Below are 25,016 nucleotides of genomic sequence, written 5' to 3'. Positions count from 1 at the left end.
TTCGGGTGGATTGCGGTAGCTGTCACGGGAGAGCCCCACAAGCCTGCATAAGCGCCGTTCGCTCAGATCGCATTGCTCGATACCAACTTGCGGCTTCACCATCGCGTCGCGGCATCGCCTCACCAACAGTCAGAAACCGACCTCCTTCTGATGCCGCACGGCGAGGATGACGACGGCATCCGGGTCAAGGCGGTAGCGGGCCACGTAGCCGCTATTGCCAAAGTCGATGATCCACTCGCGGAACTCCTCGGGCAGATCCTCGATGGGACGCCCAATGCCAGGTTGCTGCCCCAGCACCTTGACGCCCTGGCGGATGGCTTTCACCGCCCGCCTGGCGGCATCGAGGTTCTTGGGAGCCAGGAAGCGATAGAGGCGCTGCACATCGAGCAGCGCAGGCTGCGCCCAGATCAGCCGTGGCATGCCGGAGGTTCGATGTCTTTACCCTCTTCGAGTTCAGCCAGCCAGGCATCGGCCTCATCGGCGGTCACATGCATGCCGGTGGTGCGGTACGCTTCCCAAGCCTTGAGCGCGTCCTGACGGAACGCCTCGCGCTTTTCCTCGCGATTCACATACTGGGTGATGGCCTCGCGCATCAGCCAATGCGACGTGCGATGGCGCGCCTCGGCCAGCCGCTTCACGCGGGCCTTGGTGTCCTCGTCGATCTTGATCGCCACCGGGCGAACGGCAGGAGCAGCCATGGCAGCCTCCATCAGGTATCTCTAGGTATTACCTTACCATACTTAGTCGATCCCAGCCGTCCGCCAATCCATGCATCAACCCTGACCCCGGCCTCAAGACCCGCGGCTTGCCGGAGACCGGGGCGGCGCTGGCCAACATGCCGCAGCCGCGTGGCTGCTGCGCGACGTACTCGGGCCGATCAGCCGGTGCCCTTGTTCTTGCGCGAGGGCGCCGCGGCAGGTTGGCTCTCAGCCACCGCATAAGGCGTGAACCGGCTTTCGTTCTCGTTCACGTCCAGCGGCCGGCCGACGAACGGAAAGGCCCGCTGTGGGCACGCCACGCGCTCGCAGACCTTGCAGCCCATGCCGATCGGCGTGGGCACCTCCGGATCCTTCAGGTCCAGACCCTTGGCGTAGACCAGCCGCGGCGCGTAGCGCACATCGCAACCCAGCCCGATGGAGAAGGTCTTGCTGGGTGAGCCGAAGCCGCGTTGACCGTGCGACACGGTGCGGGCAATCCACAGGTAGGCCCTGCCGTCGGGCATGCGCGCCAGCTGCGGCAGGATGCGCCCCGGCTGCGCGAAGGCTTCGTACACGTTCCACAAGGGGCAGGTGCCGCCCGTCTTGGAGAAGTGGAAATGCGTGGCCGATTGGCGCTTGGAGATGTTGCCCGCCCGGTCCACGCGGATGAAGAAGAAGGGCACGCCCGGCGCATCGGGTCGTTGCAGCGTGCTCAGGCGGTGGCAGACCGTCTCGAAGCCGACGCCGAACCGCCGCGCGAGCTGGTCGATGTCATAGCGCAGGTTTTCCGCTGCGCCGAGGAAGGCGCCATAGGGCAGCAACAGCGCCCCCGCAAAGTAGTTGGCCAGGCCGATGCGCGCAAGGCCGTGCGCAGCGGCATCGCCAAGGCCCGCGCTTTGCACCAGTGACTCGATGAGCGCCGATTGCTCCAGCAACGCCAGTTGCGTGGCGAGCTGAAAGGCTTGCTGTCCCGGCTCCAGGCTGGACGACAGCCGCAGCACACGGCTGGCCGGGTCGTAGCGGCGCTGGCTCAACTCGGCGCCTTCATCCGTCGGCACCACGCGCACGCCGTGCTGCTTCATGAGCCGTTGCATGAGCCATGCGCCCAACGGTCCGCCATGCGCGCGCGCTTCGCCGGCCAGCGATTCCGCGGCCACGTCCAGCGTGTCGAAATGGTTTTGATGAGCCAAGAAGAAGTCGCGCACCACCTCGAAGGGCATCGGGCGTCCACGCGCCATGTCTCCGCGCCCGTCCCCCAGTTCGCCAGCCATGGCTTCCAGACGTTCCAGTGCCTCCTGATGGCGGCGATGCAGCGCGATGAGGGCGCGTCCCACCGCAGGCATCTGCGACGCGATCTCCGTCAGTTCGGGCATCGCGATGGCATCGCCACCGGGGTTGTCGGCCACCGCATCGCGCATGCCTGCCACCAGGCGCGCCTCCTCGTCGTCGGAGAACTGCTGCACATCGACGCCGAGGGCGCGGCTGATCTTGAGCAGCACCGCGACGGTCAGCGGCCGTTGGTTCTGCTCCAGTTGATTCAGGTAGCTGGGCGACAACCCGAGTGCATTCGCCAGCGCCACCTGGCTCATGCCGCGCTCGCTGCGGAGTTTGCGCAGGCGCACGCCCATGAAAGTCTTGCGCATCAGTCGCCACCCCACATGTCGTTTCTAATCTTCGCAATCTTCGCAAACTTCGCAAATTTGAAGTCTTTCATTCGCAATCATTCGCCATTTCAGTCCTTCATTATGGCGCCGAGTTTGCGTAAATTGCGAAGCATGACTGAAGACAAGCACGCCATCGATGTCGCCGAAATCGTGTTCCCCGAGCACGCGAACCACTACGGGACGCTGTTCGGCGGCAATGCGCTCCTGCTGATGTCCAAGGCCGCCTTCCTGGCAGCGCGCCAGTACGCGAAATCGGATGTGGTGATGGCGCGCTGCAGCGACGCGCAGTTCGTGTCGCGCGTGCCGGTCGGCAGCGTGCTGCGGCTGCGCGCATTCGTGAGCCGCGTTGGACGCAGCTCGATGACCGTCTGCGTCACTGGCATCGCGGAGCGTCTCGGCGAAGAGCCAGGCGTCGCGCTCAATGGCGTCTTCGAGATGGTGGCGGTCGATGCCCAAGGCAAGCCCGCCCGGATCCCCCACACCTACCTGAAAAAAGAACTGGAGATCGCATGAACGCCCTCACTTCACCCACCGGCTTCAGGCCGAAGAAGTCCGTCGCCCTGTCGGGCGTGACCGCCGGCAACACCGCGCTGTGCACCGTGGGGCGCACAGGCAATGACCTGCACTACCGCGGCTACGACATCCTGGACATCGCCGAGGTCTGCGAGTCCGAGGAGATCGCCCACCTGCTGGTGCATGGCAAGCTGCCCACGGCCGCCGAATTGCGCGCCTACAAGGACCGCCTCAAGGCCATGCGCGGCCTGCCCGCCAGCGTCAAGCAGGCGCTGGAACAACTGCCAGCCGGCGCGCACCCGATGGACGTGATGCGCACCGGCGCCTCCACGCTCGGCTGCGTGCTGCCCGAGAAGGACGACCACAACCTGCCCGGTGCGCGCGACATCGCCGACCGGCTGATGGCCTCGCTCGGCTCGATGCTGCTCTACTGGTACCACTGGTCGACGCAGGGCAAGCGCGTCGAGGTGGAGACGGATGACGACTCCATCGGCGCGCACTTCCTGCATCTGCTGCACGGTCGAAAGCCTTCCGCGAGTTGGGAGCGCGCGATGCATACATCGCTCAACCTCTACGCCGAGCATGAGTTCAACGCCAGCACCTTCGCGGCCCGCGTGGTGGCCGGCACCGGCTCCGATGTCTACTCGGCCATCACCGGCGCCATCGGCGCGCTGCGTGGCCCCAGGCACGGTGGCGCGAACGAGGTCGCGTTCGAGATCCAGAAGCGCTACGACTCACCCGATGACGCCGAAGCCGACGTGCGCCGCCGTGTCGAGGCGAAGGAAGTCGTCATCGGCTTCGGGCACCCCGTCTACACGGTGAGCGACCCGCGCAACGTCGTCATCAAGCGCGTGGCCAGGGCGCTGTCGCAGGAAGCAGGTTCGACCAAGATGTTCGACATCGCCGAGCGGCTCGAGAGCGTGATGTGGGACGCCAGGAAGATGTTCCCCAACCTCGACTGGTTCAGCGCGGTGAGCTACCACATGATGGGCGTGCCCACGGCGATGTTCACGCCGCTGTTCGTGATCGCGCGCACCTCGGGCTGGGCCGCGCACATCATCGAGCAGCGCATCGACAACAAGATCATCCGCCCGAGCGCCAACTACACCGGCCCGGAAGACCTCGCCTTCGTGGCAATCGGCGACCGCAAGTAACTTCCATTCCGCCAGCCGCCTGATGGGCCCGCCATGAACACCGACTACCGAAAACGACTCCCCCACACGACGCTGGACTACTTCGATGCACGCGAAGCGGTCGATGCGATTCAGCCCGGCGCCTGGGCCGGGCTGCCCTACACCTCGCGCGTGCATGCCGAGAACCTGGTGCGCCGCTGCGACCCGGCGATCCTCACCGCCTCGCTCACGCAACTGATCGAGCGCAGGCGCGACCTCGACTTCCCGTGGTTCCCGACGCGCGTGGTATGCCACGACATCCTCGGCCAGACCGCGCTGGTGGACTTGGCCGGCCTGCGCGACGCCATTGCCGACATGGGAGGCGATCCGGCGCAGGTGAATCCGGTGGTGCCGACGCAGCTCATCGTGGACCACTCGCTGGCGGTGGAGTACGCCGGGTTCGACCCGGATGCGTTCGCCAAGAACCGCGCCGTGGAAGACCGCCGCAACGAAGACCGCTTCCACTTCATCGAGTGGACGAAGAAGGCGTTCAAGAACGTCGAGGTGATCCCGCCGGGGAACGGGATCATGCATCAGATCAACCTGGAGCGGATGTCGCCGGTGATCCACGCGAAGGGCGGCGTGGCCTTCCCCGACACGCTGGTTGGCACCGACAGCCACACGCCGCATGTGGACGCGCTGGGCGTCATCGCCATCGGCGTGGGCGGACTGGAGGCTGAGAACGTCATGCTGGGCCGCGCCTCGTGGATGCGTTTGCCCGACATCGTCGGCGTGGAACTAGCCGGCAAGCCGCAACCCAACATCACCGCCACCGACATCGTGCTGGCGCTCACCGAGTTCCTGCGCAAGGAGAAGGTGGTGGGTGCGTACCTCGAATTCTTTGGCGAAGGTGCTTCCGCGTTGACGCTGGGCGACCGCGCGACCATCTCCAACATGACACCCGAGTTCGGCGCCACGGCGGCGATGTTCTACATCGACCAGCAGACCATCGACTACCTCCGGCTGACCGGCCGGAAAGACGAGCAGGTGAAACTTGTCGAGCGCTACGCGAAGGAGGCTGGGCTGTGGGCGGATGCGTTGGCGAGCGCGGAGTACGAGCGCGTGATCCGCTTCGATCTTTCCAGCGTGGTGCGCAACATGGCCGGCCCCTCCAACCCGCACAAGCGCTTGCCGACTTCCGAGTTGGCCGCGCGCGGCATTGCGGCCCCGTGGGAAGAGGTGCGTGGCCAGATGCCCGACGGGGCGGTGATCATCGCGGCGATCACCAGTTGCACGAACACCAGCAACCCGCGCAACGTCATCGCGGCCGGCCTGTTGGCGCGCAATGCCAACGCGCGCGGCCTCCTTCGCAAGCCGTGGGTCAAGTCGTCGCTGGCACCGGGCTCGAAGGCCGTGCAGCTCTATCTGGAAGATGCGGGGTTGCTGCCCGAACTTGAGAAGCTCGGCTTCGGCATCGTGGCCTTTGCGTGCACCACCTGCAACGGCATGTCGGGCGCACTCGACCCGCGGATCCAGCAGGAGATCATCGAGCGTGACCTTTACGCCACGGCTGTGCTCTCGGGCAACCGCAACTTCGATGGCCGGATCCATCCCTATGCGAAGCAGGCGTTCCTGGCCTCTCCGCCGCTGGTCGTGGCCTATGCCATCGCCGGCACTGTGCGCTTCGACATCGAGAAGGACGTGCTGGGCATTGATCCGGACGGCCAGCCTGTCACGCTCAAGGACATCTGGCCGAGCGACGCGGAGATCGATGCCATCGTTGCCGCCAGCGTGAAGCCCGAACACTTCCGCCGCGTGTATGAGCCGATGTTCAAGGTGGGCGTGGCGAGCAACGAGAAGGTCAGTCCGCTGTACGACTGGCGCCCGCAGAGCACCTACATTCGCCGGCCGCCGTATTGGGAAGGTGCGCTGGCCGGCGAGCGCACGCTCAAGGGCCTGCGCCCGCTGGCCGTGCTGCCTGACAACATCACGACCGACCACTTGTCGCCGTCCAACGCCATCCTGCGCGACAGCGCGGCGGGCGAGTACCTGCACAGGATGGGCCTGCCCGAAGAGGACTTCAATTCCTACGCCACGCATCGCGGTGACCATCTGACCGCGCAGCGCGCCACCTTCGCCAATCCGCAGTTGGTCAACGAGATGGCCGTGATCAATGGCGCCGTCAAGAAGGGCTCGTTCACGCGCCTTGAGCCCGAGGGCAAGGTCGTTCGCATGTGGGAAGGCATCGAAACCTACATGCAACGCAAGCAGCCCCTGATCATCATCGCCGGCGCCGACTACGGCCAGGGCAGTTCGCGCGATTGGGCCGCCAAGGGCGTGCGCCTCGCGGGCGTCGAGGCGATCGTGGCCGAGGGCTTCGAGCGCATCCACCGCACCAACCTGATCGGCATGGGCGTGCTGCCGCTGGAGTTCAAGCCGGGTGTGACGCGCCTGACGCTGGGCATCGATGGCACCGAAACCTTCGACGTGATCGGCGTGCGCAGTCCGCGCGCGACGCTGACGCTGGTGATCCACCGCAAGAGCGGCGAGTCCGTCCCGGTGCCCGTCACCTGCCGTCTCGACACTGCCGAGGAAGTCTCGATCTACGATGCGGGCGGCGTGCTGCAGCGCTTTGCGCAGGACTTCCTCGAATCGACGCAGGCCGCTGCCGCCTGATCACCGCCAATGCATTTCCCCAGCGATTCAGGGCTCCACAAGATGGCACATCCACCCCAGATCAAGATCCCCGCCACCTTCATGCGTGGCGGCACCAGCAAGGGCGTCTTCTTTCGCCTGCAAGACCTGCCCGAAGCGGCGCAGGTGCCGGGCGCCGCGCGTGACGCGCTTCTGCTGCGCGTCATAGGCAGCCCCGACCCCTACGGCAAGCAGATCGACGGCATGGGCGCTGCGACATCGAGCACCAGCAAAACCGTCATCCTCTCGAAGAGCACGCGGCCCGACCACGATGTTGACTACCTGTTCGGCCAGGTGGCCATCGACGCGCCTTTCGTCGACTGGAGCGGCAACTGCGGCAACCTGTCGGCGGCCGTTGGCCCTTTCGCCGTCAGCAACGGCTTCCTCGATCCGGGCCGCGTGCCGCGTAACGGTGTGGCGGTGGTTCGCATCTGGCAAGCAAATATTGGCAAGACCATCGTTGCGCACGTGCCGGTCACGGATGGCGCGGCGCAGGAGATCGGCGATTTCGAGCTCGACGGCGTGACCTTTCCGGCGGCTGAAGTCCTGCTTGAATTCATCGACCCAGCGGCCGAAGAAGATGGTGCCGGCGGCGCGATGTTTCCGACCGGCAATGTGGTTGACGACCTCACGGTGCCGGGCGTCGGATCGCTGAAGGCGACGATGATCAACGCCGGCATCCCGACCATCTTCGTCAACGCCGAAGCCATCGGCTACACCGGCACCGAACTGCAGGACGACATCAACGCCGACGCCAAGGCGTTGGCGATGTTCGAGTCGATCCGTGCACATGGCGCGCTGCGCATGGGCCTGATCGGGAACCTCGACGAAGCAGTACGACGCCAACACACGCCGAAGGTCGCCTTCGTCGCACCGCCGGCCAGCTACACAGCTTCCAGCGGCAAGTCCGTGCACGAAGCCGACGTGGACCTGCTGGTGCGCGCGCTTTCCATGGGCAAGCTTCATCACGCCATGATGGGTACCGCCGCCGTCGCCATCGGCACTGCTGCCGCGGTTCCCGGCACGCTTGTGAACCGGGCTGCCGGGGGCGGGGCGCCGCAGGTGGTGCGCTTTGGCCATCCGTCGGGCACCCTGCGGGTCGGGGCAGAAGTCGCCTTGCGCAACGGCCAATGGACGGTCACGAAGGCTGTGATGAGCCGCAGCGCACGCGTGCTGATGGAAGGCTGGGTCCGCGTGCCCGGCGACAGTTTCTGAACAAGACACCTGTGGCACGGCGCCACCCCGTGCCCATTTCCCTTACTGGCAGGAATTCAATCAATGTCTACTCGCAAGACCCTCAAGGCACTGGCCGAGGCACGCCGCGGCGTGCTGGTGCCGGGTGCCTTCAACGCGCTGTCGGCCAAGGTCATCGAGGACCTCGGCTTCGAGGCCATCTACGTCACCGGCGCCGGCGTCACCAACATGTGGTTCGGTTTGCCGGACCAGGGCTTCATGGGGCTGCACGAGATCGCCGACCACACCGCGCGCATCCGCGATGCGGTGAGCTTGCCGCTCATCGTCGATGCCGATACCGGATTCGGCAACGCGCTCAACGTGCGCCACACCGTGCGCGTACTCGAGCGGGCTGGCGCTGACTGCATCCAGTTCGAGGATCAGGTTGCGCCGAAGCGATGCGGCCACTTCTCAGGCAAGGAAGTGATCGGCACGGAGGAAGCCGTTGCCAAGATCAAGGCCGCGGTGGACGCGCGCACCGATCCCGACCTGCTGATCCTCGCGCGCACGGATGCATGCGCGACGCAGGGCTTCGAGGCCGCCATCGAACGCGCGCAGAAGTTCAGTGAGGCCGGCGCCGACATGCTGTTCGTCGAGGCGGTGACCACGGCCGAAGAGATTCGGGCGCTTCCCCAACGGCTTTCCCGCCCGCAACTGATGAACATGGTCATCGGCGGCAAGACGCCGATCTTTGGCGCCGGGGAACTGGCCGGGCTGGGCTACGGCATCGTGCTGTATGCGAACGCCGCGCTGCAGGGTGCGGTGGCGGGCATGCAGAAGGCGCTGACCGTGCTGCGCGACGCCAAGCGCATCGACGAGGATCCGGCGCTGGTGGTGCCTTTTCTTGAGCGCCAGCGGCTGGTTGGCAAGCCGGAACTCGACGTGCTGGAGAAGAAGTACAGCGTCTGATCCAGATGACTCGCAGTGCTCCGCTTTGACGCCGGGTGCGGTCCGTCATCGAGCCCGCGCGATGCTCATGCACTGCATGTACCTCGCATGGACCGCCTTGATCGCGTTGTTGTCCCGGGCTTGCTGCGCCGGAACGATGTTCGCCCGCATCTCGTCGGCGCACGTCCTGAACATCGCGCTCTTCTCTTCCTGCAGCGATTTTCTGTCTGCGGACTTCGCGCGCGCTGCCTCGTTTCTTTGCCGGTTCGCCTCGGCTTGGGCGGGGTCGACATACATCGAGTTCTTCTGTGCCCTGGCATCCTTCGCCATCTGCGGCGTGATGACCACCTTGGCCGGCGACGAAGCGATCGCGCTTGCCTGCTTGCTGTCCGGCGGGCACGCATCGAGGGCGTGATCTTTCAACGCCGTGAAAGCGCTCATGTTCATCGCCATGAGGAAGGCGATGTCTTCGGGAGGCTGACCCTGCCAGAAGTGAAAGACCGAGCCTTCCGCCTGACGGCCCGCATACAGGCATTGAAGGATCTTGTTGGGAAGCCTGGCGATCCGGGCGTCAAAGTTCTGCGCAAAGGGGGTTTCGCCGAAATAGGTTCGAGGAGAAACCGTCGTGCCGGGCCCGAGCAACCTGCGCGCTCCGCCTGAACGCTGGGCCTCGAAATCGTCCCACTCGGCCTGGTCGCGAAGACGTCGATACGCCTCGTACTCCTTCATGCTGTCGCTGCTTTGCAAGGCATGGGCCGTCTTGACCGGGTCGGGGGTCGAGCCAAATCCTCCGCCGGTACTGAAACGAATCGCGCTGACCCATCGATTGAAGGCCTGCCGGGCGCTCGGAGCGATGCCTCCGTCGGGAGGGCGACCGTTGTTGGCCAGGGCCATGAAGTTGGCGAGCAATTGCCCCTGTTCGTCGGTGCCGATCACTTTCGGCCACGCGATCATCAGGTCCTTCTCGAACAGCATCTGGCCGAACCTGTCTCCAGCGGCACCTCGATTCGAAGCCGGCGCTGCGAAGTAGGCGCGCCGGGCCTCGGTCACCTGCGCCTCGAACTGCGCCATCTGCTCGCGCATCTGGACGAATCCTTCGATGGCCTTCTGGACGTTGTAGGCCATGTAGTCGCGAAGCGTTGGCTGGCCGATCCAGATGACATCGGCCAGCGCGCTGCTTGCCGACAATGCGCCGGCGAGGACCAGCGTCCAGGAGCGGCTGCGCCACATCCTGCAAGTCGAGGCTGCGCGATTCAACACAACTCCGCGAGAAAGCATGGCGATTCCTTCGGGTGTTTTCTTGTACCGCGAACGCATGCCGCGCGGCTGGCTGTCGCTTCGAGCGAAGACGTCAGCCTACCCTTTGCATTGGTTGTGCCATCAACAATTTGCGGGTTGACGCGAGGCGGCTGATCTGGTTGTGTCCTTCGCTCAGCGGGCCCGCGCTCACGCATGAACGCAATCATCGGCGGGTGGGATCCGACGATACGAAGTGGGACTGGGAAGACACATGGAACCTTCCGCAATTCATAGCATTGAAGTCCTATGCAACGTCCTCCCCAGACCGTCGCGCGCAAATGGAGCGGCGCTGGTCCCGGCAGGCCGAACGCCATGCGACCTGAATGCAGCTTTATGAAAAACGTCACCGTCCCACGCACGAACACACGTCGCCTGATACATGCCACCCGATTGGCGCTGGCTGGCGAGCAGGCTCTCGTCTATTTCGACGCCACGCAAAACGAGTATCAGGTGGAGTTCTTCGACAGCGCCGGCCATCGCATGCCGGAATTGAAGTTCCATGCGAGCGCTGAGTGCAACGCGATAGTCGCTGCGGAGCGCTTCATCAGTGAAGTGAGCGGGCAAACCGAGTTTGCAACCGCTCCGTGAACTACCCGGTCAACGACCGCTCAATGGTTGACCGGTTGCGGCGCCGGGAAACTCCACGCGCCGCTGAGGATCTCGGCGCGTGGGCGATAAAGCCGCACCGTGTAATTCCAGCCCGCGACGATCGGCAAGCAGTTGGCCACGCTGCCGTCGCAGCCGCCGAACTGCACAGCGATCGAGCCATCGGCGCTCTTCTTTGCGGTGAGGTTGTTGAGCGTGTACGCGCCGGCCGCGTTCTTCTCGTAGTAGCCCTGGGCGTTGTAGACGCTGATCGACCAGAAGCCATCGACCGGCACGTCCTTCACGTCGAGACGGAATACGGTCTTGCCATCGTTCTTTGCGGGCGTGATGTTGAGGTAGGTTGCGTCCTTGTCCGGGTTGCCGCCCCAAGCCGCGGCGGCGCCGACCAGGCGACGCACCGGATCGACATCGGCCTTGGTGCCGAAGGCCTTCTTGAAATCGGGAATGGTGGTCGACAGCACGATCAATGCGTCGCGCACCTTCTTCTGGCTGACGGGGTCCCAAGCGGGAAACTCGAGCGTGCCCGGGCCCGCCTGGCTCACCTTGATCGCGTCCTGCAGGGCATGCACCTGCGCGATGTCCTTCGGGTCGGCCGGATCGACCAGCGTGCGGATCGCCGCCACCACGTAGCGGGTGCCGACGCTCTCCTTGGTGAGCGTGTAGGTGCCCGCGCCGTAGTAGACGTTCGGCGTGTAGTGGTCTTCGTTGATGACCTGCAGCGCCATGTAGCGCTTGCCGGGATCGGGCATCGTCACCGTGACCGGGCCAGCATCGAGATCGAAAACACCCGAGCTGTAGAAAGTGTCGCGGTTGAGGCGGATCACGGTCTGGTTGTCGATGGACGCGGGCTCGCGGCGATGCAGCAGCTTGCCGAGGCCGCCCTGCTTGGCGAGCGCCGCGACGTACGTGTCAGTCTCGGCGCGAACGAAGTTGTCGACAGTGACGGGCACGCTGGCAGGCGTCGCCTGCTGGGCTTGGGTGGTGGTCATGGTCGCGATGATGGCAGCAAGGATGCTCGATGCCTTCAAGGGGTTTTTCATGATGAGTGCAATGTTTTGAAGGGTTGCTGGGGTGCGCAGCCGCGTCGCTACGCGTGACGTCCGCGCAGCGACACCTTAGCGGGCTTGACGTCGGCTGTCATGATCGCGAGTCGCCAACGCGTGTACGACGCTCACACCCGCGGAAACGCAAAGGTGAACGTCGTTCCCTGACTGCGCGATGAAGCCACGCTGACGTCACCCCCATGCGCCAGCGCGATGGCGCGAACGATGAACAGGCCAAGCCCCACGCTGCGCGCAGGACTTTCTCCCGGGTCCCCTCGCACCATGGGCTCGAACAGCGTGGCCTGCAACTCTCGTGGAATGGGCTCACCCTGGTTGTGAACGGACAGGCTGGCCGTGTCGCCGCGAATGGCCGAGGTCACGACGACGAGGCCCTCCGGGTCTCCGTACGCCATCGCGTTGCCCACAAGGTTGCCCAGCAACTGGGCCACGCGATCCGCGTCGGCGATGCAGTTGGACTCGCCCTCGGAACGGTGGACCAGTTGGCGTCCGGGAAAAGCCAGCGCAAGCTCTTCGACGATGCCAGCGACCAACCCATGCAGGTCGAGAGGCGAGGGTGCGACGGTCAGGCCGCGCCCCACGCGGGCGAGCGTGAAATCCAGCAGTTCCTCGATGAGGCGCTGGGCCCGCTGCGCGGAGCTCGTGACATGGCCGAGGACGCGAACCTTCTGCGGTGCGTCCTCGTCGTGCGCAAGGACCTTGGCGCCCATGAGAATCGCCGACAGCGGGTTGCGCAGGTCGTGGCTCACGATGCCCACCATCTGCTCGGCGAAAAGGGCCCTGTCCTGTGCACGGGCGTGCTCGCGCGTCGATTCCGTGATGTCACTCAACACGCCCACGAAGTAGGGCAGCGCGCCGTCCTCGTTGAAGAAGCCCTGGCCCGAAGACACCACCGTTCGCTGCACGCCGTCGACGCCGTTGAGCCGGTAGGTGCAGTTGTAGACGTCTTCGCTGCGGCTGAGGGCAGATTCCATGGCGCGCCGCTCGTTGTCCCTGTCTGCGGGGTCGATCGCTGCGGCGTATTGCGTGTCGTCCACCGGCCGCGCGGCCACGTAGCCCAGCAGCCGCGCGACGTCGTCTTCGTACCGTCGGGCGCCGGTCGCCGCATCGATGTCCCAGAGAAACAGGTTCCCGAGACGCAGCGCCTGGCGCAGCCGGGCCTGTGTCACCCGCAAGGCCGATTGGGCCTCGCGCTCCTTCGTCACCAGGTCGTCGGCGCGCTTTCTGGCGGCAAGCAGTTCCCGCTCGTACTTGTTGCGCTCTTCGGCGACCACCATCGAGACTTCGTCATAGCTGCCGGCGGCCGTGGTTCGCCGGATGGCGTTCAGCATCATCGGAATCGTGTGGCCATCCTTGTGCCGCATGTCGAGCTTCACTTCGGACAGCGAGCCCTGCATCTGCAGCGTGGGCAGCCAGTGTGTCTGGTGGAAGATGCGCCCACCCATCGTGAAGAGCTCCTGCAGCCGCTTCCTGCCGACCAGCTCATCGCGGTCCACTCCCAGCCACGTGCAGAACGTCTTGTTGACCTTCAGGATGGTGCCCGTGATGCTCGTGACGAGCAGGCCGGTTGGAAACTCGTCGAAGAGTTGCTCGGCGTTCGGCAGTTCAGGCGTGTGTTCGGCATTCACCGGTGGCCGAGCGTTGCAAGGAATTCGTCCATGGCGCTGGCACTGGCGCACGGCGCACTCAGGTGCGGACAATGACCCACGTTCTCGACGACGCGAAGCATGCAGTCGGGAAGCGTGCGCTGAAGGTATTCGCCCACCGCCAGCGGCGCGATCAGGTCGTCGCTGGACTGCACGACAAGCGTTGGCGCGGTGAGCTTCGGAAGGTCGGCCCTGTTGTCCGACAGGAAGGTGACGCGTGCAAACTGCTTCGCGATTTCCGGGTCTGTCCGGCAGAAGCTGTCGGTGAGTTCGACACCAAGCTCCGGCTGTTCCGGCGCACCCATGATGGCAGGCGCCATGTTGCTTGCCCAGCCGAGGTAGTTGGACTCGAGCGTGTCCAGCAGCGAATCGATGTCCTCGCGCGTGAAGCCGCCCACATAGTCACCATCGTTGATGTAGCAGGGCGAGGGGCCGACCATCACGTGACCCGCGAAGCGCTGCGGCGCACGGATGCCGGCCAGCAGGCCCATCATGGCGCTCACGGAGTGCCCGACGAAGATGACAGGACCTTGGGCAAACTCTTCGACGATTTCCAGCAAGTCGTCTGCATAGCCTGACAGCTGGTTGTACTTGCCCGGGTCGTAGGCGCTCAGGTCCGACTGGCCTGCACCGACCAGATCAAAGGTGACCGTCCTGAACCGCGCCGAATACTGGGGCGCCAGAAACCGCCACATGTGCTGGTCGCATCCGAATCCGTGCGAGAACACCATGGTGGCAGGCCCATCCCCGAGGACCTTGACGTTGTTTCGCTTCTCGACAGACATGTGCGGGCCTTTGGCAAAAGCCGCGCAGCCCGTGGGTCCGCCCGACGATGGGAAAAGACCATTATCACGATTTGCGAACGTTTGTATTCTGAGCCTGGAACCCGCTGATCTCCGGGTTGACGCTCAGGGCGTCGGCCAGGGCTTCGAGGCTGTACGGCTTCAGGAGCAGGCGGAATTCCGCGTGGTTCATCCCGCCCGCCGCGCCGGAATAACCGGTCGTCAGCACGACGGGCAACTCCGGGCGCCGGCGCCTGATTTCGCGAGCGAGATCCACGCCGCTGACGCCGCCGGGCATCATGACGTCAGAGAACACGACGTCGATGCTTCGCGCGTTGGCCAACGCGCCCAGCGCCGCAGCCGGGCTTGCCGCGTGGATGACAGTGAATCCCAGGTGGCCCAGCATCTCGCGCGTGAGCGCCGCGACTTCGGCGTCGTCTTCGACAAGAAGCACCTGGCGACCGTTGCCGTCACCGTGAAGAGAGAGCGCGCTCGTTGCGTCAACCGGCGCGGCGGGCTGGCGCAGCGAGCGAGGCAACAGCAGGGTGACGGTGGTGCCCACCTGGATGCGGCTGTCGATCCTGAGCTGGCCGCCGGATTGCTGCGCAAAGCCATACACCTGCGGCAAGCCCAATCCCGACCCCTTGCCCACCTCCTTGGTCGTGAAGAAGGGCTCGAACGCGCGTTCCAGCACCTCGGGTGGCATACCGCTTCCCGTGTCGGCGACTGAAAGCTGAAGCCAGGCGGCCGGAGGACCCTCATCGGCCGCTTGCATGACGTTCGTGGCATCGATGGCGATGACGCCGCCTTCGGGCATCGCGTCCCGCGCGTTGGCGAACAGGTTCAACATCGCCAGCTCGAATTCGCCCGCATCGATTTCGACGGGCCAGAGGTCGGCTCCAAAATTCATCTCGACACGGGTGTCTCCCCGCAGCGAGTGCTCGAGCATTTCACGCATGCCAAGGAGGTGGGTCGCAAGGTCGATCGACGTCGGATTGATGGGCTGTCGGCGCGTGAACGCCAGCAGCTGGTGCGTCAACCCGGTTCCGCGGGCCAGGGCACGGCGCATGGCGGCGTGGACGCGCTCCCGCTGCTCCGCCGCAATTCCGCGTTCCAGCAACTGCAGCCCGTTTGCGAACACAGCCAGCAAGTTGTTGAAGTCGTGTGCCACGCCGCCGGTCAGCCGGCCGAGGGACTCCAGCTTCTGGGATTGGCGAAGCGCCTCCTCGGCCTTTTTCAGGCGCTCCTGGTCGAGCACGCGCTCGGTGACGTCGTAGACGAACTGATACGCACCGACGCGTGCGCCACCGGCTCCGCGCAAGGTGCTGTAGCGCATTTCGTAGAACCGGCGATCCCTCGCCGGATCCCCGAATTCCCCGGTCTCCACGAATTCCTCGCCGCCCAGCGCGCGGCTCCACACGGCCTTGACCGCAGCTTGGTGCGCCGGCTGCGAAGCCAGCAGTTCCAGCATGCTGTCGCCGACCTTCGGGCGAACGCCGAAGATGCGCTCGAACTCGTCCGCCGCCGACCGGTTGATGGCAAGCCACCGGTAGTCGAGATCGGCCACCTGGACGAAGGCATTGGTGCCTTCCACGATGTCGGCCATGAGCTTGCGCTGTGCAAGCGCCTCGCTCACCCGGCGTTCCAGCGTCTCGTTCAGCTCACGCAGGCCACGCTCGGCCAGCACCCTGCGGGTCGTCTCCGAAACCGCACAGAACATTCCGGCGATCTTGCCGCTCTCGTCGCACAGCGGCGAATAGGAAAAGGTGAACCACGTCTGTTCGTCGTAGCCCTTGCGATTCATCAGGAGCGGCAGGTCCTCGCGATAAATCGCCTGGCCCGCCATGGCGGCATCGATCAGCGGGCTGATGTCCGGCCATATCTCCGACCAGATGTCCTCGAAGCGCATGCCCAGGGCGCGCGGATGCTTGGCGCCGAGGATTTCGGCGTACGGGTCGTTGTAGAGAAAGCTGAGCGCTTCTCCCCAAGCCACGAACATGGGGAACCGCGATTGAAGAAGAAGCCCGACGACCGTGCGCAAGGGTTGCGGCCAGGTTTCCGGCGGGCCGAGCGCTGACTGCGACCAGTCGTGCGAGCGCATCAATGCACCCATGCCGCCGCCTCCGTCCAGGAAGCCGGCGGTCCGACCTGTCGTTGGCAAGCTTGAATCGGACATCATGATTCTTCAGCGCGCTCGGGCGAAGCCACTGACGCAACGATCACTCCAACACGCATGGCTCGAAGCACCACCTTGTTTCATCCTGGTCCATTCGATGGCACGGCGCACCTTCCCGGGCGGGGCCGCCCCGAGGATAGCAATGAATGTATCTGACCGTGCCTTGCGTTGAATTGGCGGGAACCCGCACCAAGCGAAGCCGCGTGTCCATGCGCGCAATGGGAACGCGTCGAGGCCCTTGAAATGGGTGAATCCGCGGACAAAGATGGTACGTAAAAGCGGGTGTGGCAACGCACGCGGACACGTTGCTGCCACTGCCCATCCACCTGTCCGCAAAACACTTGAGGAGCGAACATGAACGAACAAGACAACATCAAGACCGTGCAACAGATCTACGCCGCATTCGGCCAAGGCAATATTCCGGCCATCCTCGGTCAACTCACCGCCGATGTGGCCTGGGTCAATGCGGGCCCCGAATCGGTTCCCTATGCACGTCGTCGGCAGGGCGTGGACGCAGTGCAGTCCTTTTTTGCCTCGCTTGGCGCCAACGTGGAAGTTCAGTCCTTTGAACCGAAGGAATTCTTCGCCAGCGGCGACCGCGTCGTGGTGCTCGGCGCATGGACAGCGCGCGCCAAGCCGACCGGCAAGTCTTTCGCAAGCGACTGGGCGATGGCGTGGACGCTTCGTGACGGAAAGGTGACGTCGTTTCAATCGTATGAAGACACGCACGCCGTCGCGGCTGCCTTCAGCGCTTGATCTTGAGTTGGCGTCGTGCGGCTGAGGCCGCGCGTGGGCCAGGCAGCTTGCCTGCGTGGCGTTGAGGCCGCCACAATGGCTGATCAGCAGCACCGAAGGAGCGGTCATGATGGCGCGATGGCCCCAGGCATTCTTGATGGCTTGCGCCATGGCGATGAGTGCGTCGGCGTATGCACAACCAAAGGATGGTGCTGCCGTGAGCTTCGAGTCGCCTCAGTTCGCCGGTGGAATGCTGACGATCAATGCAGTGCTCTACAAGCCGTCGGGGCCCGTCAAAGGCACTGTCGTGCTGGTGCACGGCTCCGGTGGATGGAGCGACGGCCGGGAGGGCTATTGGGGGCGGGCGCTGAGTGCGGCGGGGTATGCGGCGCTGGCCATCGACACCTTCGGGCCGCGCGGAATTGGAAGCACGGTCAGCGATCAGGGCAAGCTGGCGTCCCTGCAGCAGGCACAGGACGCATTTGCTGCGCGCCGCTACCTGCTGGGGCTAGGCTACGCGGAGGACAAGACAGCGATCATGGGTTTCTCGCGCGGCGGCACGGTGAGCATGCAGGCGGCCGATCGCAACTATCTCCCAGCGCAAAAAGATCGTTTTTCGGTGTCGATTCCCTTCTATCCCGGGTGCACCACCAGGCCGAGAGAGGCCAAGCCTGCAAGCAAGCTCTTTCTCGTTCTGGCGGAGAAGGATGACTGGGTCGGAACCAGGTCATGTCTAGAGTCCGCTGCCGGCTATGCAAGTGCCGGTGGATCGGTCAAGACCAGGATCTATCCCAACGCCGCACATGGATTCGATGGAGATCCAGCGCATGTGCGAATGTTTCGGCTCAGCGATGCCGAGACTTTCATGGACTGTGTTTCCATTCTTGAGCCAGACGGAAGCTTCACCTTCAACGACAAGACGTTCCCAAGGACTGGTGTGGGGCTTCTGGCCGAGATGCGCAAGACCTGCGCCAAGCGCGGCGCGACGGTCTGGACCAACATCGCCCAGAAGGAAGCCGTGACCAAGGATGTCATCGAGTTTCTTGATGGCAACCTGTAGGTGCGCTCGATGGGCGGGGCGTGTTCCCGCTTCGCGACGCCGCAGGGGGTCGCTCCCTGAAAACGCATGAATGCTGAAGAACCCGGCCAAGCTGAAATAGGGGGGCTCTTCGCATTCGCCCGGCAGTCGAAGCCGATCCGGGCGAGTCGGGAATCAGGCACCCATCGCACGGCGAACATCCTGTGCTCCCCTCCAGGGCCCATTCGCGAATGGTCATTTCCCTTTCAGGAAGCCGACCAGCGTGGCATTGAAGCCAGGAACATCCTCGCCTGGCCACAGATGCCCTGCGTTCGGTACGACGATCAGGGTGCTGTTCGGCATGCACCGCGCCGCCGAATCAGCGATGACCCGAAAGAACGGCCGCCCGCTCGCTCCGCGGCCGATCGCGACCGGCGGCTTGATCTGGCCCAGCTGCGTGCAGCTGATGGGCGGTGCCTTGTCGGCGAACAACGCGGGCATGACGCGTGCGCTGTCGAGTTGTACCGCGCGGGTAAACGGCGGCTGTTCCTCGAAGTAGCCCTTGCGCCCGCCGAGGGCATCGATCAATTGTTTCGCGGCTGCCGGGTTGTCGTCGCTCTTCAGCGCCAGCATGACCGGTCCAAACGTTGCCGCCGCATCGTCTCCGAGCGTCTTGAGTTCGAGCGGATCGGTGACGTGGCTCGTTTGGCCGGGCTCGTACACCAAGGCGCTCTTCAGCAAGTCTGAATGCTTCGTTGCAACAGCCAGCACGATGGACCCGCCGTATGACCAGCCAACCAAGTGCACCGGCCCGCTATCCAGTCCCCGGATGAAGGCAGCGAGATCGTCTGCATGGGTCTGCACCCCGAATGCAGGCCAGTTTGGCGCCCATGGCCCGGTGCCAAAGTAGCGCAGGCTGTACGAGATTGCCCGAAAACCCTCGGCCGCCAGGGCGTTGCGCTGTCGATTCCAGGTGCGGTAGTCGCCGAGCCCACCGTGCACGAACAGCACCGTCGGGCCGCGGCCTTCGTCGACATAGGGCAGCCGGGCACCGTTTGCCTCCATGTACTGCACCCGCGGCGTCGGGGGCGGCGTCGTGCCGCAACTGGCAATGGCCGCCAGACAGGCGCCGGCAACGAGCTTTCTCACAGAATGTGCTGATGGCATGCTTGACTCCTTGGGGGTTCCTCGACGGAACCTCGCATCGAGGGCCGTTTTCATCACCATCGGCCAGTGCATAGCCAAATTCCTGAGCAGTTGGCGAAAACGCGACGAACAATCGGTGAATTCGACGAAAGTCGAGCTGGAGATCGCCATGAACAGCGTGCTGTCTGTCGATGCGGATCCGCCGGGAAGCTTGCGGCTCGCTTCATTCGAACTCGACCTGCGCCGCGGTGAGCTGCGCGGCCCGGATGGCGCCCCGGCTGAGTTGCGAAAGCAGGCGCTCGAAGTGCTGCTTGCCTTGGCCACCGATGTCGGCCATGTCGTCACCAAGGCTGATTTGATGCAGCGCGTCTGGCCCGACGATGTCGTGACTGAGGATTCGTTGGTGCAGGCGATCGCGGACATCCGGCGCGTACTCGGCGACAACGAGCACAGGCTGGTCCGCACGGTGCAGCGGCGCGGCTACCTGCTGACCTCAGAGGTGGCAAATGATGACGCCAGCGCCGGCGCAATACCGACAGCCGCTTCAGACAGCAGCCGCATCGCCACGTCGCGCCGACCCGCCCGGATAGCGTGGGCTGGCGGCCTCGCTGTTGCTGCGATTCTGGTCATGGTCGGCTGGGCGGTGCAGCAGTCGCCGGCACCGACGCGCGAGCCGCCACAGATTGCAGTGCTGGCGTTTCGCGACAGGGCCGGTACGGAAGAGGGCGCGATGCTCGCGCGTGGCGTGGCCGAACACATCATCATGGAACTCGGCCGCAACCAGGGATTGAACGTGGTAGCACACCACTCCAGTTTCGCGGTCAGCGACAAGGGCTTGCCGGTGACGGAGATCGGGCGTCGGTTGCGCGCCCAATACCTCATCGACGGCCTCGTGGAACGCAACGGCGAGCGATTGCAACTCGAAGTCCAGTTGATCGATGCCCGTGCCGAGAAGGTGCTTTGGGTGTCCAGGCATGAAACCGAGGGCGGGGGCGTGGTGCACGCGCTCGACGAGGTCCTGGGCAAGGTCTCGGGGACGCTGTTTTCAAAAGTGCGCGAAAGCGAGAAGCAGCGTGCTGCCGGGGCGTCGCCGAAATCGCTCGACGTCTATGCCCTGACGCAGAATGGCCACGCGCTGAAGCATCGCTTCGCGCCCGAAGCGACGCGCGAAGCTCGCACCACCCTTGAGCGGGTGTTGGCAACTGACCCGAACTACGGGCCGGCATGGTGGGCGCTGGGCTGGCTCAATGCAGTCGACGTGCATTTCGGCTTGACCAGTGAATGGGGCCATTTCGAGCGCATGCCGGAAGCGGTTGCGCAGATCAACCGGGGCATTGAGCTGGACCCCAACGCATCGGGCGCATGGCAGGCGTTGATGGTTGCCTACGTCGGGATCCCCGGCGCAAACGAGCAGGCGCTGGCTGCAGCGCAGCGCGCCATCGAGCTGGGGCCCGGCGATGCGGAAGCCTGGTTGTTCCATTCCATTGCACTGTTGGGCGCGCGCGCGCCGGCAGAGGCACTGCGCTCGGTCGAACGCGCGATGGCGATGAATCCGATTCCGCCGGTGTACTTCACCGCCATCCATGCGCAGGTGTTGTGGCCGAACGAGCAATACGAAGCAGCTCGGCGCACGGCTGAGGACTGCCTGCGCAAGGCGCCGCTGTACCGGCCGTGCCGCGTCGTGATGATCATCGCGGAGGGTGAGTTGGGTGGTATCGATGCGGCGCGCGCACAATTCGCGGCGCTCGGCGTTCAGGCCAATGGCTACAGCGCAACACTGGCATGCGCACCCCAGTACCAAGGGTCGGCCCCGGTGTTCGAGCGCTGTGTCAAATGGATGCGAGCGGCAGGATTGCCGCCGTAGCTGAGGTGAACACGTCCTCAAGGGACTGGCCGCTTGCGCGCAGTGCCTGCACCGCGGCAGCACGATGTCCACCAGGTAGTTCCAGCTGCCATCCGCCAGCAGCGTCAGGCTCGATCACCAACAAGTTGAGTGCAGGCGTGGGTACGGGAGAGGCCAAGGGTTGCGGCGGCGCGCTGCGAGCCGCCGGAGCTTCCGCCGTTGCGACAACATGATCCATGGCTCCAGCGCCAGCGCACGCGCCCTCGGGTGCGAGACCGCTTGGATGCGGTGGGTTGACCGAAAATCCATGCGCGACTACCGGCGAAGGGTCGCATCACAGCATCGTGCGTCTATCCCTTCAAGCGCATCTCCAGGAGCAGGTCAGGTGGCGTCCTTGCGCCACCCGCGCTTCACTTGCCAAACCACTTGAGAATGTGCTGCCACATGCGCCGCAGCCAGCCTGAGCGTTCCACGTCGGCTTGCGCGACCAGCGGCGTTTCCCCCACCGGCTTGCCGTTCGACTCCGCGACGACCTTGCCGATCACCATGCCCTTGGTCACCGGCGCCTCGAGGTCCGGCTTGACCTGTACCGTGGTTCGCACTTGCTGGCCCCGCGGTACCGTGAGACTCCATGGCGATCCCAGACCCGCCGCAACCGTATCGGCCTTCCCGAAGCTGACCTTGGCCGTCGCGACGACCGCGTCGGGCTGGATCGGGGTGGCCTTTTCGAAGTTGCCAAAGCCCCAGCCGAGCAGCGTGCGCGTCTGGTCGGCACGCGCCTGCGCGCTGTTGGTGTTGAGGATCACCGTGATCAGGCGCATCCCGTTGCGCTTGGACGAAGTGACGAGGCAGTAGCCCGCCTCCTGGGTGTGGCCGGTCTTCAGTCCGTCGACCGTGGGGTCGGTATAGAGCAGGGCGTTGCGATTGCCCTGCTTGATCTTGTTGTACGTGAACTCGCGCTCCGCATAGATCGGGTAGAAGTCGGAGCTGTCGCGGACGATTGCGCGCGCCAGGATCGCGAGGTCGCGCGCAGACGACTTGTGGTCCGGGTCGGGCAGGCCCGTCGCGTTCACGAAATTCGTGTGCGTCATTCCGAGGCGCTTGGCCTCGGCATTCATGAGCTTGGCAAAGCCCTCTTCGGAGCCGGCCATGTGCTCGGCGATCGCCTTGGACGCGTCATTGCCCGACTGGATGATGATGCCGCGCAAGATGTCGATCACCGTGGCCTGGCTGTTGAGCGGCAGGTACATGCATGACTCGGTGCCCGAGCCACGGCACCAGGCGTTCTGGCTGACCGACACAAGGTCGTCCTTCTTGAGCTTGCCCGAGCGAAGTGCCTGTTCGACCAGGAAACTGGTCATCATCTTGGTCAGCGACGCGGGCGGCAGCGGCTCGTCGGGGTTGGCCGAAGCGAGCACCTCGCCCGAGTCGAAGTCCATCAAGAGCCATGCCTTGGCGGGGAGCGCAGGGGCGCCGCCGGCAACCGCGGTATCTGAAGATGCTGGAGGCGTGGCCGGCGCGGTGGCCGCGGGCTTCTTCTGGGTCGCGTGCTTGGCGGTGTGGGAGGCCGCGAAGGACGCCGAATCGGGAACCAGGGCGCCTGCGGAAATTGCCAGGGCGACCGGAATGAGGGAGAAACTTTTGAGTTGCATGGGGGTCAGGGGCAAAACGGAATTGTGGCGGACAAAGCGCCGGATTTTGAATCGTGCACAGAGGATCCGGAATCGCAGTGCAAGTTCAGCCAGCGAAGGGGGCTTCCTCGAAGCGGCGTGACCCGCACGTGGCTTGCGACGGCTTCGCCTGCTGAACAAAAGTTGTAACTGGAAGGCGGGCGACTTCACGCCTCACGTGCAGGATTCACTTCCCCCTGCACGTCGGCGTCGAAGCTTACTCCAGCCTTCGTGAGTCCTTTCCACCCCGGGTAGGTGGTCGCGAAATCGCTCACGATGCGCTCGAGCGGCATGTCGTCGAATGCGCCGCGTTCTCCAACGTACTCCATGTGCCGCCGTCCTTCGCCGTCAAAAGGGTGATAGAGCGAATCGGCCCGCCCGTCCCATTCGAGCGGCAACAAGCCGAAGCGCTGGCACAACTCGACGTTGAATGCGGGCGTGGACTTGACCCACGCGCCATCCAGCCAAAGCTCCGTGTAGCCGTGCCAAATGAAGACGTCCGTCTGCATGGTCTCGCGCATGCGCTGTGTCGACAGGTGATTGCGCACGTCCGCGTAGCCGACCCGCGCGGGAATGCCAACGGCGCGCGCAGCGGCTGCGAGAAGGGCGGCCTTGGGCACGCACCAGCCAAAGCCTTGCGCGATCACCTGGCTCGCCCGCATGCCTTTCGGCGACAGGTCGATGCGGTACGGGTCGTAACGGAAGCGATCCCGCACGGCGTAGTAGAGCGACACCGCGCGCTCGCGATCGTCTGCGCCCTGCGCGTGCGTGGCCGCGAAGTCGACGACGGCGGGGTGGTTGCTGTCGATCAGCGCCGTCGGTGCGAGCGTGGCCGCATTCGGGCCCGAAGTCGTGGTTTGCATTCCCGATATTTACCAGAAGTCCGGGACGTCGAACCGGGGTGAGGTCGGCCGCGATGATTCGATCCGGATAAGGCAAGATCGCCCGGTGCCCATTCCAAGCCGCTCCATCCCGTTGCCCGCATCGCTGCAAATCGCCTTGCCACTGGTCATCCTCGCGTTCGGGCACACGCTTTCAAACCTGATTCGCACCTTGCCGGCCATCGCCACCGATGTCATGTCCGCTGACATCGGAACGACGACGGGCTACCTCGGGGTGCTCACGGGTGCCTATCACCTCTTCTTTGCGCTGGGGCAGATTCCAGCCGGCGTGATGCTGGACAGGCTTGGCGTCAGGACCGTGTCCTTGTCCTTGTTCGCGATCACGGCGCTCGGCGCTACTGCCGGCGCGTTTGCGCACGACGCCTTCAGTTTTTTCATGGCGCAGGCGCTGCTCGGCATCGGTTGCTGCGGCATGCTGCTGTGCCCCTTCACCCTGGCCGCCAAGACCTTGCCACCAGCCCGTTTCGCTTTGTGGTCGGGGTTGATCCTGAGCATCGGCAACTGCGGCATGTTGTTGTCCGCAACGCCGATGGCATGGCTCATCGAGCACCATGGCTGGCGTGCCAGCTTCTGGTTTTCGGCCGCGCTGGCGGTCGGCATCGGCGCGCTGGTGGCGCTGGTCGTGCCGGGCATGAAAAGGACGGCGACTGCGCCTTCGCTCGAACTGAAAGCAGAGTTTCGCGAAGTGCTGCGCATGACCGCGTCGATGCCCATGCGCGGACCGGTGCTGCTGGCCTTCACCTCGCTGGCCGCGGCGCTCGCGGTGCGCGGCGTCTGGGGCGGGCCGTGGTTCATGGAAATCAAGGGACTGTCGCGGATCGAGGCTGGCAACGCACTCATTCCCCTGACTCTGGCGCTGGCGATCGGGCCACTGGTCGCAGGCGCCATTGACAGGTTGACCGGTGCCCGGCGCGCCCTGCTTGCGGGCAGCCACCTGGTGGCGGGCTTGCTGTTGCTCGTTGTTGTCGCTTCAGTGCCAGGAGGCTGGCTGCAGGGCGGCTTTTTGGGCTCAGCATCGTTCGACGCGTGGATCTTCTTTGCATTCGGCTGCTGCATTTCGACGCAGCCCTTGCTCTTTGCGATGGGTCAGGCTTCGACCCCGAAGGAGAAGTCCGGCAAGGCACTGGCTGCATTGAACCTGATGTTCTTCTGTGGCACGGCCTTTCATCAACTGGCGAGCGGATGGATTGCGTCGACCTTCGGCCTGGTCACGGTGTTCTTCTACTTCGCCATGGCCCTGGCGGGTTCGACCTTGCTCTTTCTCCACTACACGCGCCGGCCACGCCGCGAAGGCCGCGTTCCGGGATAGGCCCGGTCAAACCGTGCAGGA

General features: G+C 64.7%; 21 protein-coding genes. 10 read left to right on the top strand and 11 right to left on the bottom strand.

Annotated features, from left to right (window positions below; all coding sequences use genetic code 11):
* Positions 1-129: 129 nt before the first annotated feature.
* The 3 genes from QTI66_RS19720 to QTI66_RS19710 form a co-directional block, all read right to left on the bottom strand.
* Complete coding sequence (locus QTI66_RS19720) at positions 130-420, bottom strand: type II toxin-antitoxin system RelE/ParE family toxin (RefSeq protein ID WP_286561554.1); 291 nt, start codon at positions 418-420, stop codon at positions 130-132.
* Positions 408-710, bottom strand: a complete 303-nt coding sequence (locus QTI66_RS19715) for a CopG family ribbon-helix-helix protein (protein WP_286561553.1) — start codon at positions 708-710, stop codon at positions 408-410. Before QTI66_RS19715 ends, QTI66_RS19720 begins: the two co-directional genes overlap by 13 nt.
* A 167-nt stretch (positions 711-877) precedes the next feature.
* Entirely contained in the window at positions 878-2,341 is a 1,464-nt protein-coding gene (locus tag QTI66_RS19710; protein ID WP_286561552.1) for a short-chain fatty acyl-CoA regulator family protein, read from the bottom strand.
* A gap of 132 nt (positions 2,342-2,473) precedes the next feature.
* Between QTI66_RS19710 and QTI66_RS19705 the strand changes: the two genes are divergently transcribed.
* From QTI66_RS19705 to QTI66_RS19685, 5 genes are all read left to right on the top strand, one after another.
* On the top strand, positions 2,474-2,875 hold the full coding sequence (locus tag QTI66_RS19705) for an acyl-CoA thioesterase (RefSeq protein WP_286561551.1): 402 nt from the start codon (positions 2,474-2,476) through the stop codon (positions 2,873-2,875).
* The gene (prpC, locus tag QTI66_RS19700) at positions 2,872-4,029 is read left to right on the top strand and encodes a bifunctional 2-methylcitrate synthase/citrate synthase (protein WP_286561550.1); all 1,158 of its coding nucleotides are present in this window, start codon (positions 2,872-2,874) and stop codon (positions 4,027-4,029) included. The genes QTI66_RS19705 and prpC overlap by 4 nt, the downstream gene beginning before the upstream one ends.
* A 33-nt stretch (positions 4,030-4,062) precedes the next feature.
* The gene (gene acnD / locus QTI66_RS19695; protein ID WP_286561549.1) at positions 4,063-6,663 is read left to right on the top strand and encodes a Fe/S-dependent 2-methylisocitrate dehydratase AcnD; all 2,601 of its coding nucleotides are present in this window, start codon (positions 4,063-4,065) and stop codon (positions 6,661-6,663) included.
* A 42-nt stretch (positions 6,664-6,705) separates the two neighbouring features.
* Complete coding sequence (gene prpF, locus QTI66_RS19690; protein ID WP_286561548.1) at positions 6,706-7,896, top strand: 2-methylaconitate cis-trans isomerase PrpF; 1,191 nt, start codon at positions 6,706-6,708, stop codon at positions 7,894-7,896.
* Between the two features lie 63 nt (positions 7,897-7,959).
* Positions 7,960-8,823: an isocitrate lyase/PEP mutase family protein gene (locus tag QTI66_RS19685; RefSeq protein ID WP_286561547.1), complete on the top strand. Its 864-nt coding sequence runs from the start codon at positions 7,960-7,962 to the stop codon at positions 8,821-8,823.
* A gap of 45 nt (positions 8,824-8,868) precedes the next feature.
* Here the strand turns inward: QTI66_RS19685 and QTI66_RS19680 are convergent, their stop codons facing one another.
* The gene (locus tag QTI66_RS19680) at positions 8,869-10,032 is read right to left on the bottom strand and encodes a hypothetical protein (RefSeq protein ID WP_286561546.1); all 1,164 of its coding nucleotides are present in this window, start codon (positions 10,030-10,032) and stop codon (positions 8,869-8,871) included.
* Positions 10,033-10,434: 402 nt separating this feature from the next.
* Between QTI66_RS19680 and QTI66_RS19675 the strand changes: the two genes are divergently transcribed.
* Positions 10,435-10,689, top strand: a complete 255-nt coding sequence (locus QTI66_RS19675; RefSeq protein WP_286561545.1) for a hypothetical protein — start codon at positions 10,435-10,437, stop codon at positions 10,687-10,689.
* A gap of 20 nt (positions 10,690-10,709) precedes the next feature.
* On the opposite strand, the gene QTI66_RS19670 is transcribed toward QTI66_RS19675, so the two are convergent.
* The 4 genes from QTI66_RS19670 to QTI66_RS19655 form a co-directional block, all read right to left on the bottom strand.
* Positions 10,710-11,747: a DUF1254 domain-containing protein gene (locus QTI66_RS19670; RefSeq protein ID WP_444815023.1), complete on the bottom strand. Its 1,038-nt coding sequence runs from the start codon at positions 11,745-11,747 to the stop codon at positions 10,710-10,712.
* 131 nt (positions 11,748-11,878) lie between these two features.
* Positions 11,879-13,396: a sensor histidine kinase gene (locus tag QTI66_RS19665; RefSeq protein WP_286561544.1), complete on the bottom strand. Its 1,518-nt coding sequence runs from the start codon at positions 13,394-13,396 to the stop codon at positions 11,879-11,881.
* Positions 13,393-14,199 (bottom strand): alpha/beta fold hydrolase, encoded by an 807-nt coding sequence (locus QTI66_RS19660; protein WP_286561543.1) that lies wholly within the window; start codon positions 14,197-14,199, stop codon positions 13,393-13,395. The genes QTI66_RS19665 and QTI66_RS19660 overlap by 4 nt, the downstream gene beginning before the upstream one ends.
* A 64-nt stretch (positions 14,200-14,263) precedes the next feature.
* Positions 14,264-16,375, bottom strand: coding sequence for a hybrid sensor histidine kinase/response regulator (locus QTI66_RS19655; protein WP_286561542.1), 2,112 nt, complete (start codon positions 16,373-16,375; stop codon positions 14,264-14,266).
* Positions 16,376-16,726: 351 nt separating this feature from the next.
* Here QTI66_RS19655 and QTI66_RS19650 point away from each other — a divergent pair, with 351 nt between their 5' ends.
* Together QTI66_RS19650 and QTI66_RS19645 are read left to right on the top strand one after the other, a co-directional pair.
* A complete protein-coding gene (locus QTI66_RS19650) occupies positions 16,727-17,128 on the top strand; it encodes a nuclear transport factor 2 family protein (protein ID WP_286561541.1) in 402 nt (133 codons plus the stop codon).
* 196 nt (positions 17,129-17,324) lie between these two features.
* Positions 17,325-18,167, top strand: a complete 843-nt coding sequence (locus QTI66_RS19645; protein ID WP_286561540.1) for a dienelactone hydrolase family protein — start codon at positions 17,325-17,327, stop codon at positions 18,165-18,167.
* 213 nt (positions 18,168-18,380) lie between these two features.
* Here QTI66_RS19645 and QTI66_RS19640 read toward each other — a convergent pair whose 3' ends face one another.
* Positions 18,381-19,442, bottom strand: coding sequence for an alpha/beta fold hydrolase (locus QTI66_RS19640; RefSeq protein ID WP_286561539.1), 1,062 nt, complete (start codon positions 19,440-19,442; stop codon positions 18,381-18,383).
* Between QTI66_RS19640 and QTI66_RS19635 the strand changes: the two genes are divergently transcribed.
* The gene (locus QTI66_RS19635; RefSeq protein WP_286561538.1) at positions 19,441-21,135 is read left to right on the top strand and encodes a winged helix-turn-helix domain-containing protein; all 1,695 of its coding nucleotides are present in this window, start codon (positions 19,441-19,443) and stop codon (positions 21,133-21,135) included. The two genes, QTI66_RS19640 and QTI66_RS19635, sit on opposite strands and share 2 nt — an antisense overlap.
* 389 nt (positions 21,136-21,524) lie before the next feature.
* Here QTI66_RS19635 and QTI66_RS19630 read toward each other — a convergent pair whose 3' ends face one another.
* Complete coding sequence (locus tag QTI66_RS19630; RefSeq protein ID WP_286561537.1) at positions 21,525-22,766, bottom strand: D-alanyl-D-alanine carboxypeptidase family protein; 1,242 nt, start codon at positions 22,764-22,766, stop codon at positions 21,525-21,527.
* Positions 22,767-22,951: 185 nt separating this feature from the next.
* Positions 22,952-23,647 carry a transglutaminase-like domain-containing protein gene (locus QTI66_RS19625; RefSeq protein ID WP_286561536.1) on the bottom strand — a complete coding sequence of 232 codons (696 nt, stop codon included), beginning with the start codon at positions 23,645-23,647 and terminating at the stop codon, positions 22,952-22,954.
* Positions 23,648-23,732: 85 nt separating this feature from the next.
* Between QTI66_RS19625 and QTI66_RS19620 the strand changes: the two genes are divergently transcribed.
* Positions 23,733-24,995, top strand: coding sequence for an MFS transporter (locus tag QTI66_RS19620; RefSeq protein ID WP_286561535.1), 1,263 nt, complete (start codon positions 23,733-23,735; stop codon positions 24,993-24,995).
* Positions 24,996-25,016: the final 21 nt, after the last annotated feature.

This window comes from Variovorax brevis, from assembly GCF_030317105.1.
GTDB lineage: Bacteria > Pseudomonadota > Gammaproteobacteria > Burkholderiales > Burkholderiaceae_C > Variovorax > Variovorax brevis.
This window is presented reverse-complemented; position numbering and strand designations above follow the sequence as displayed.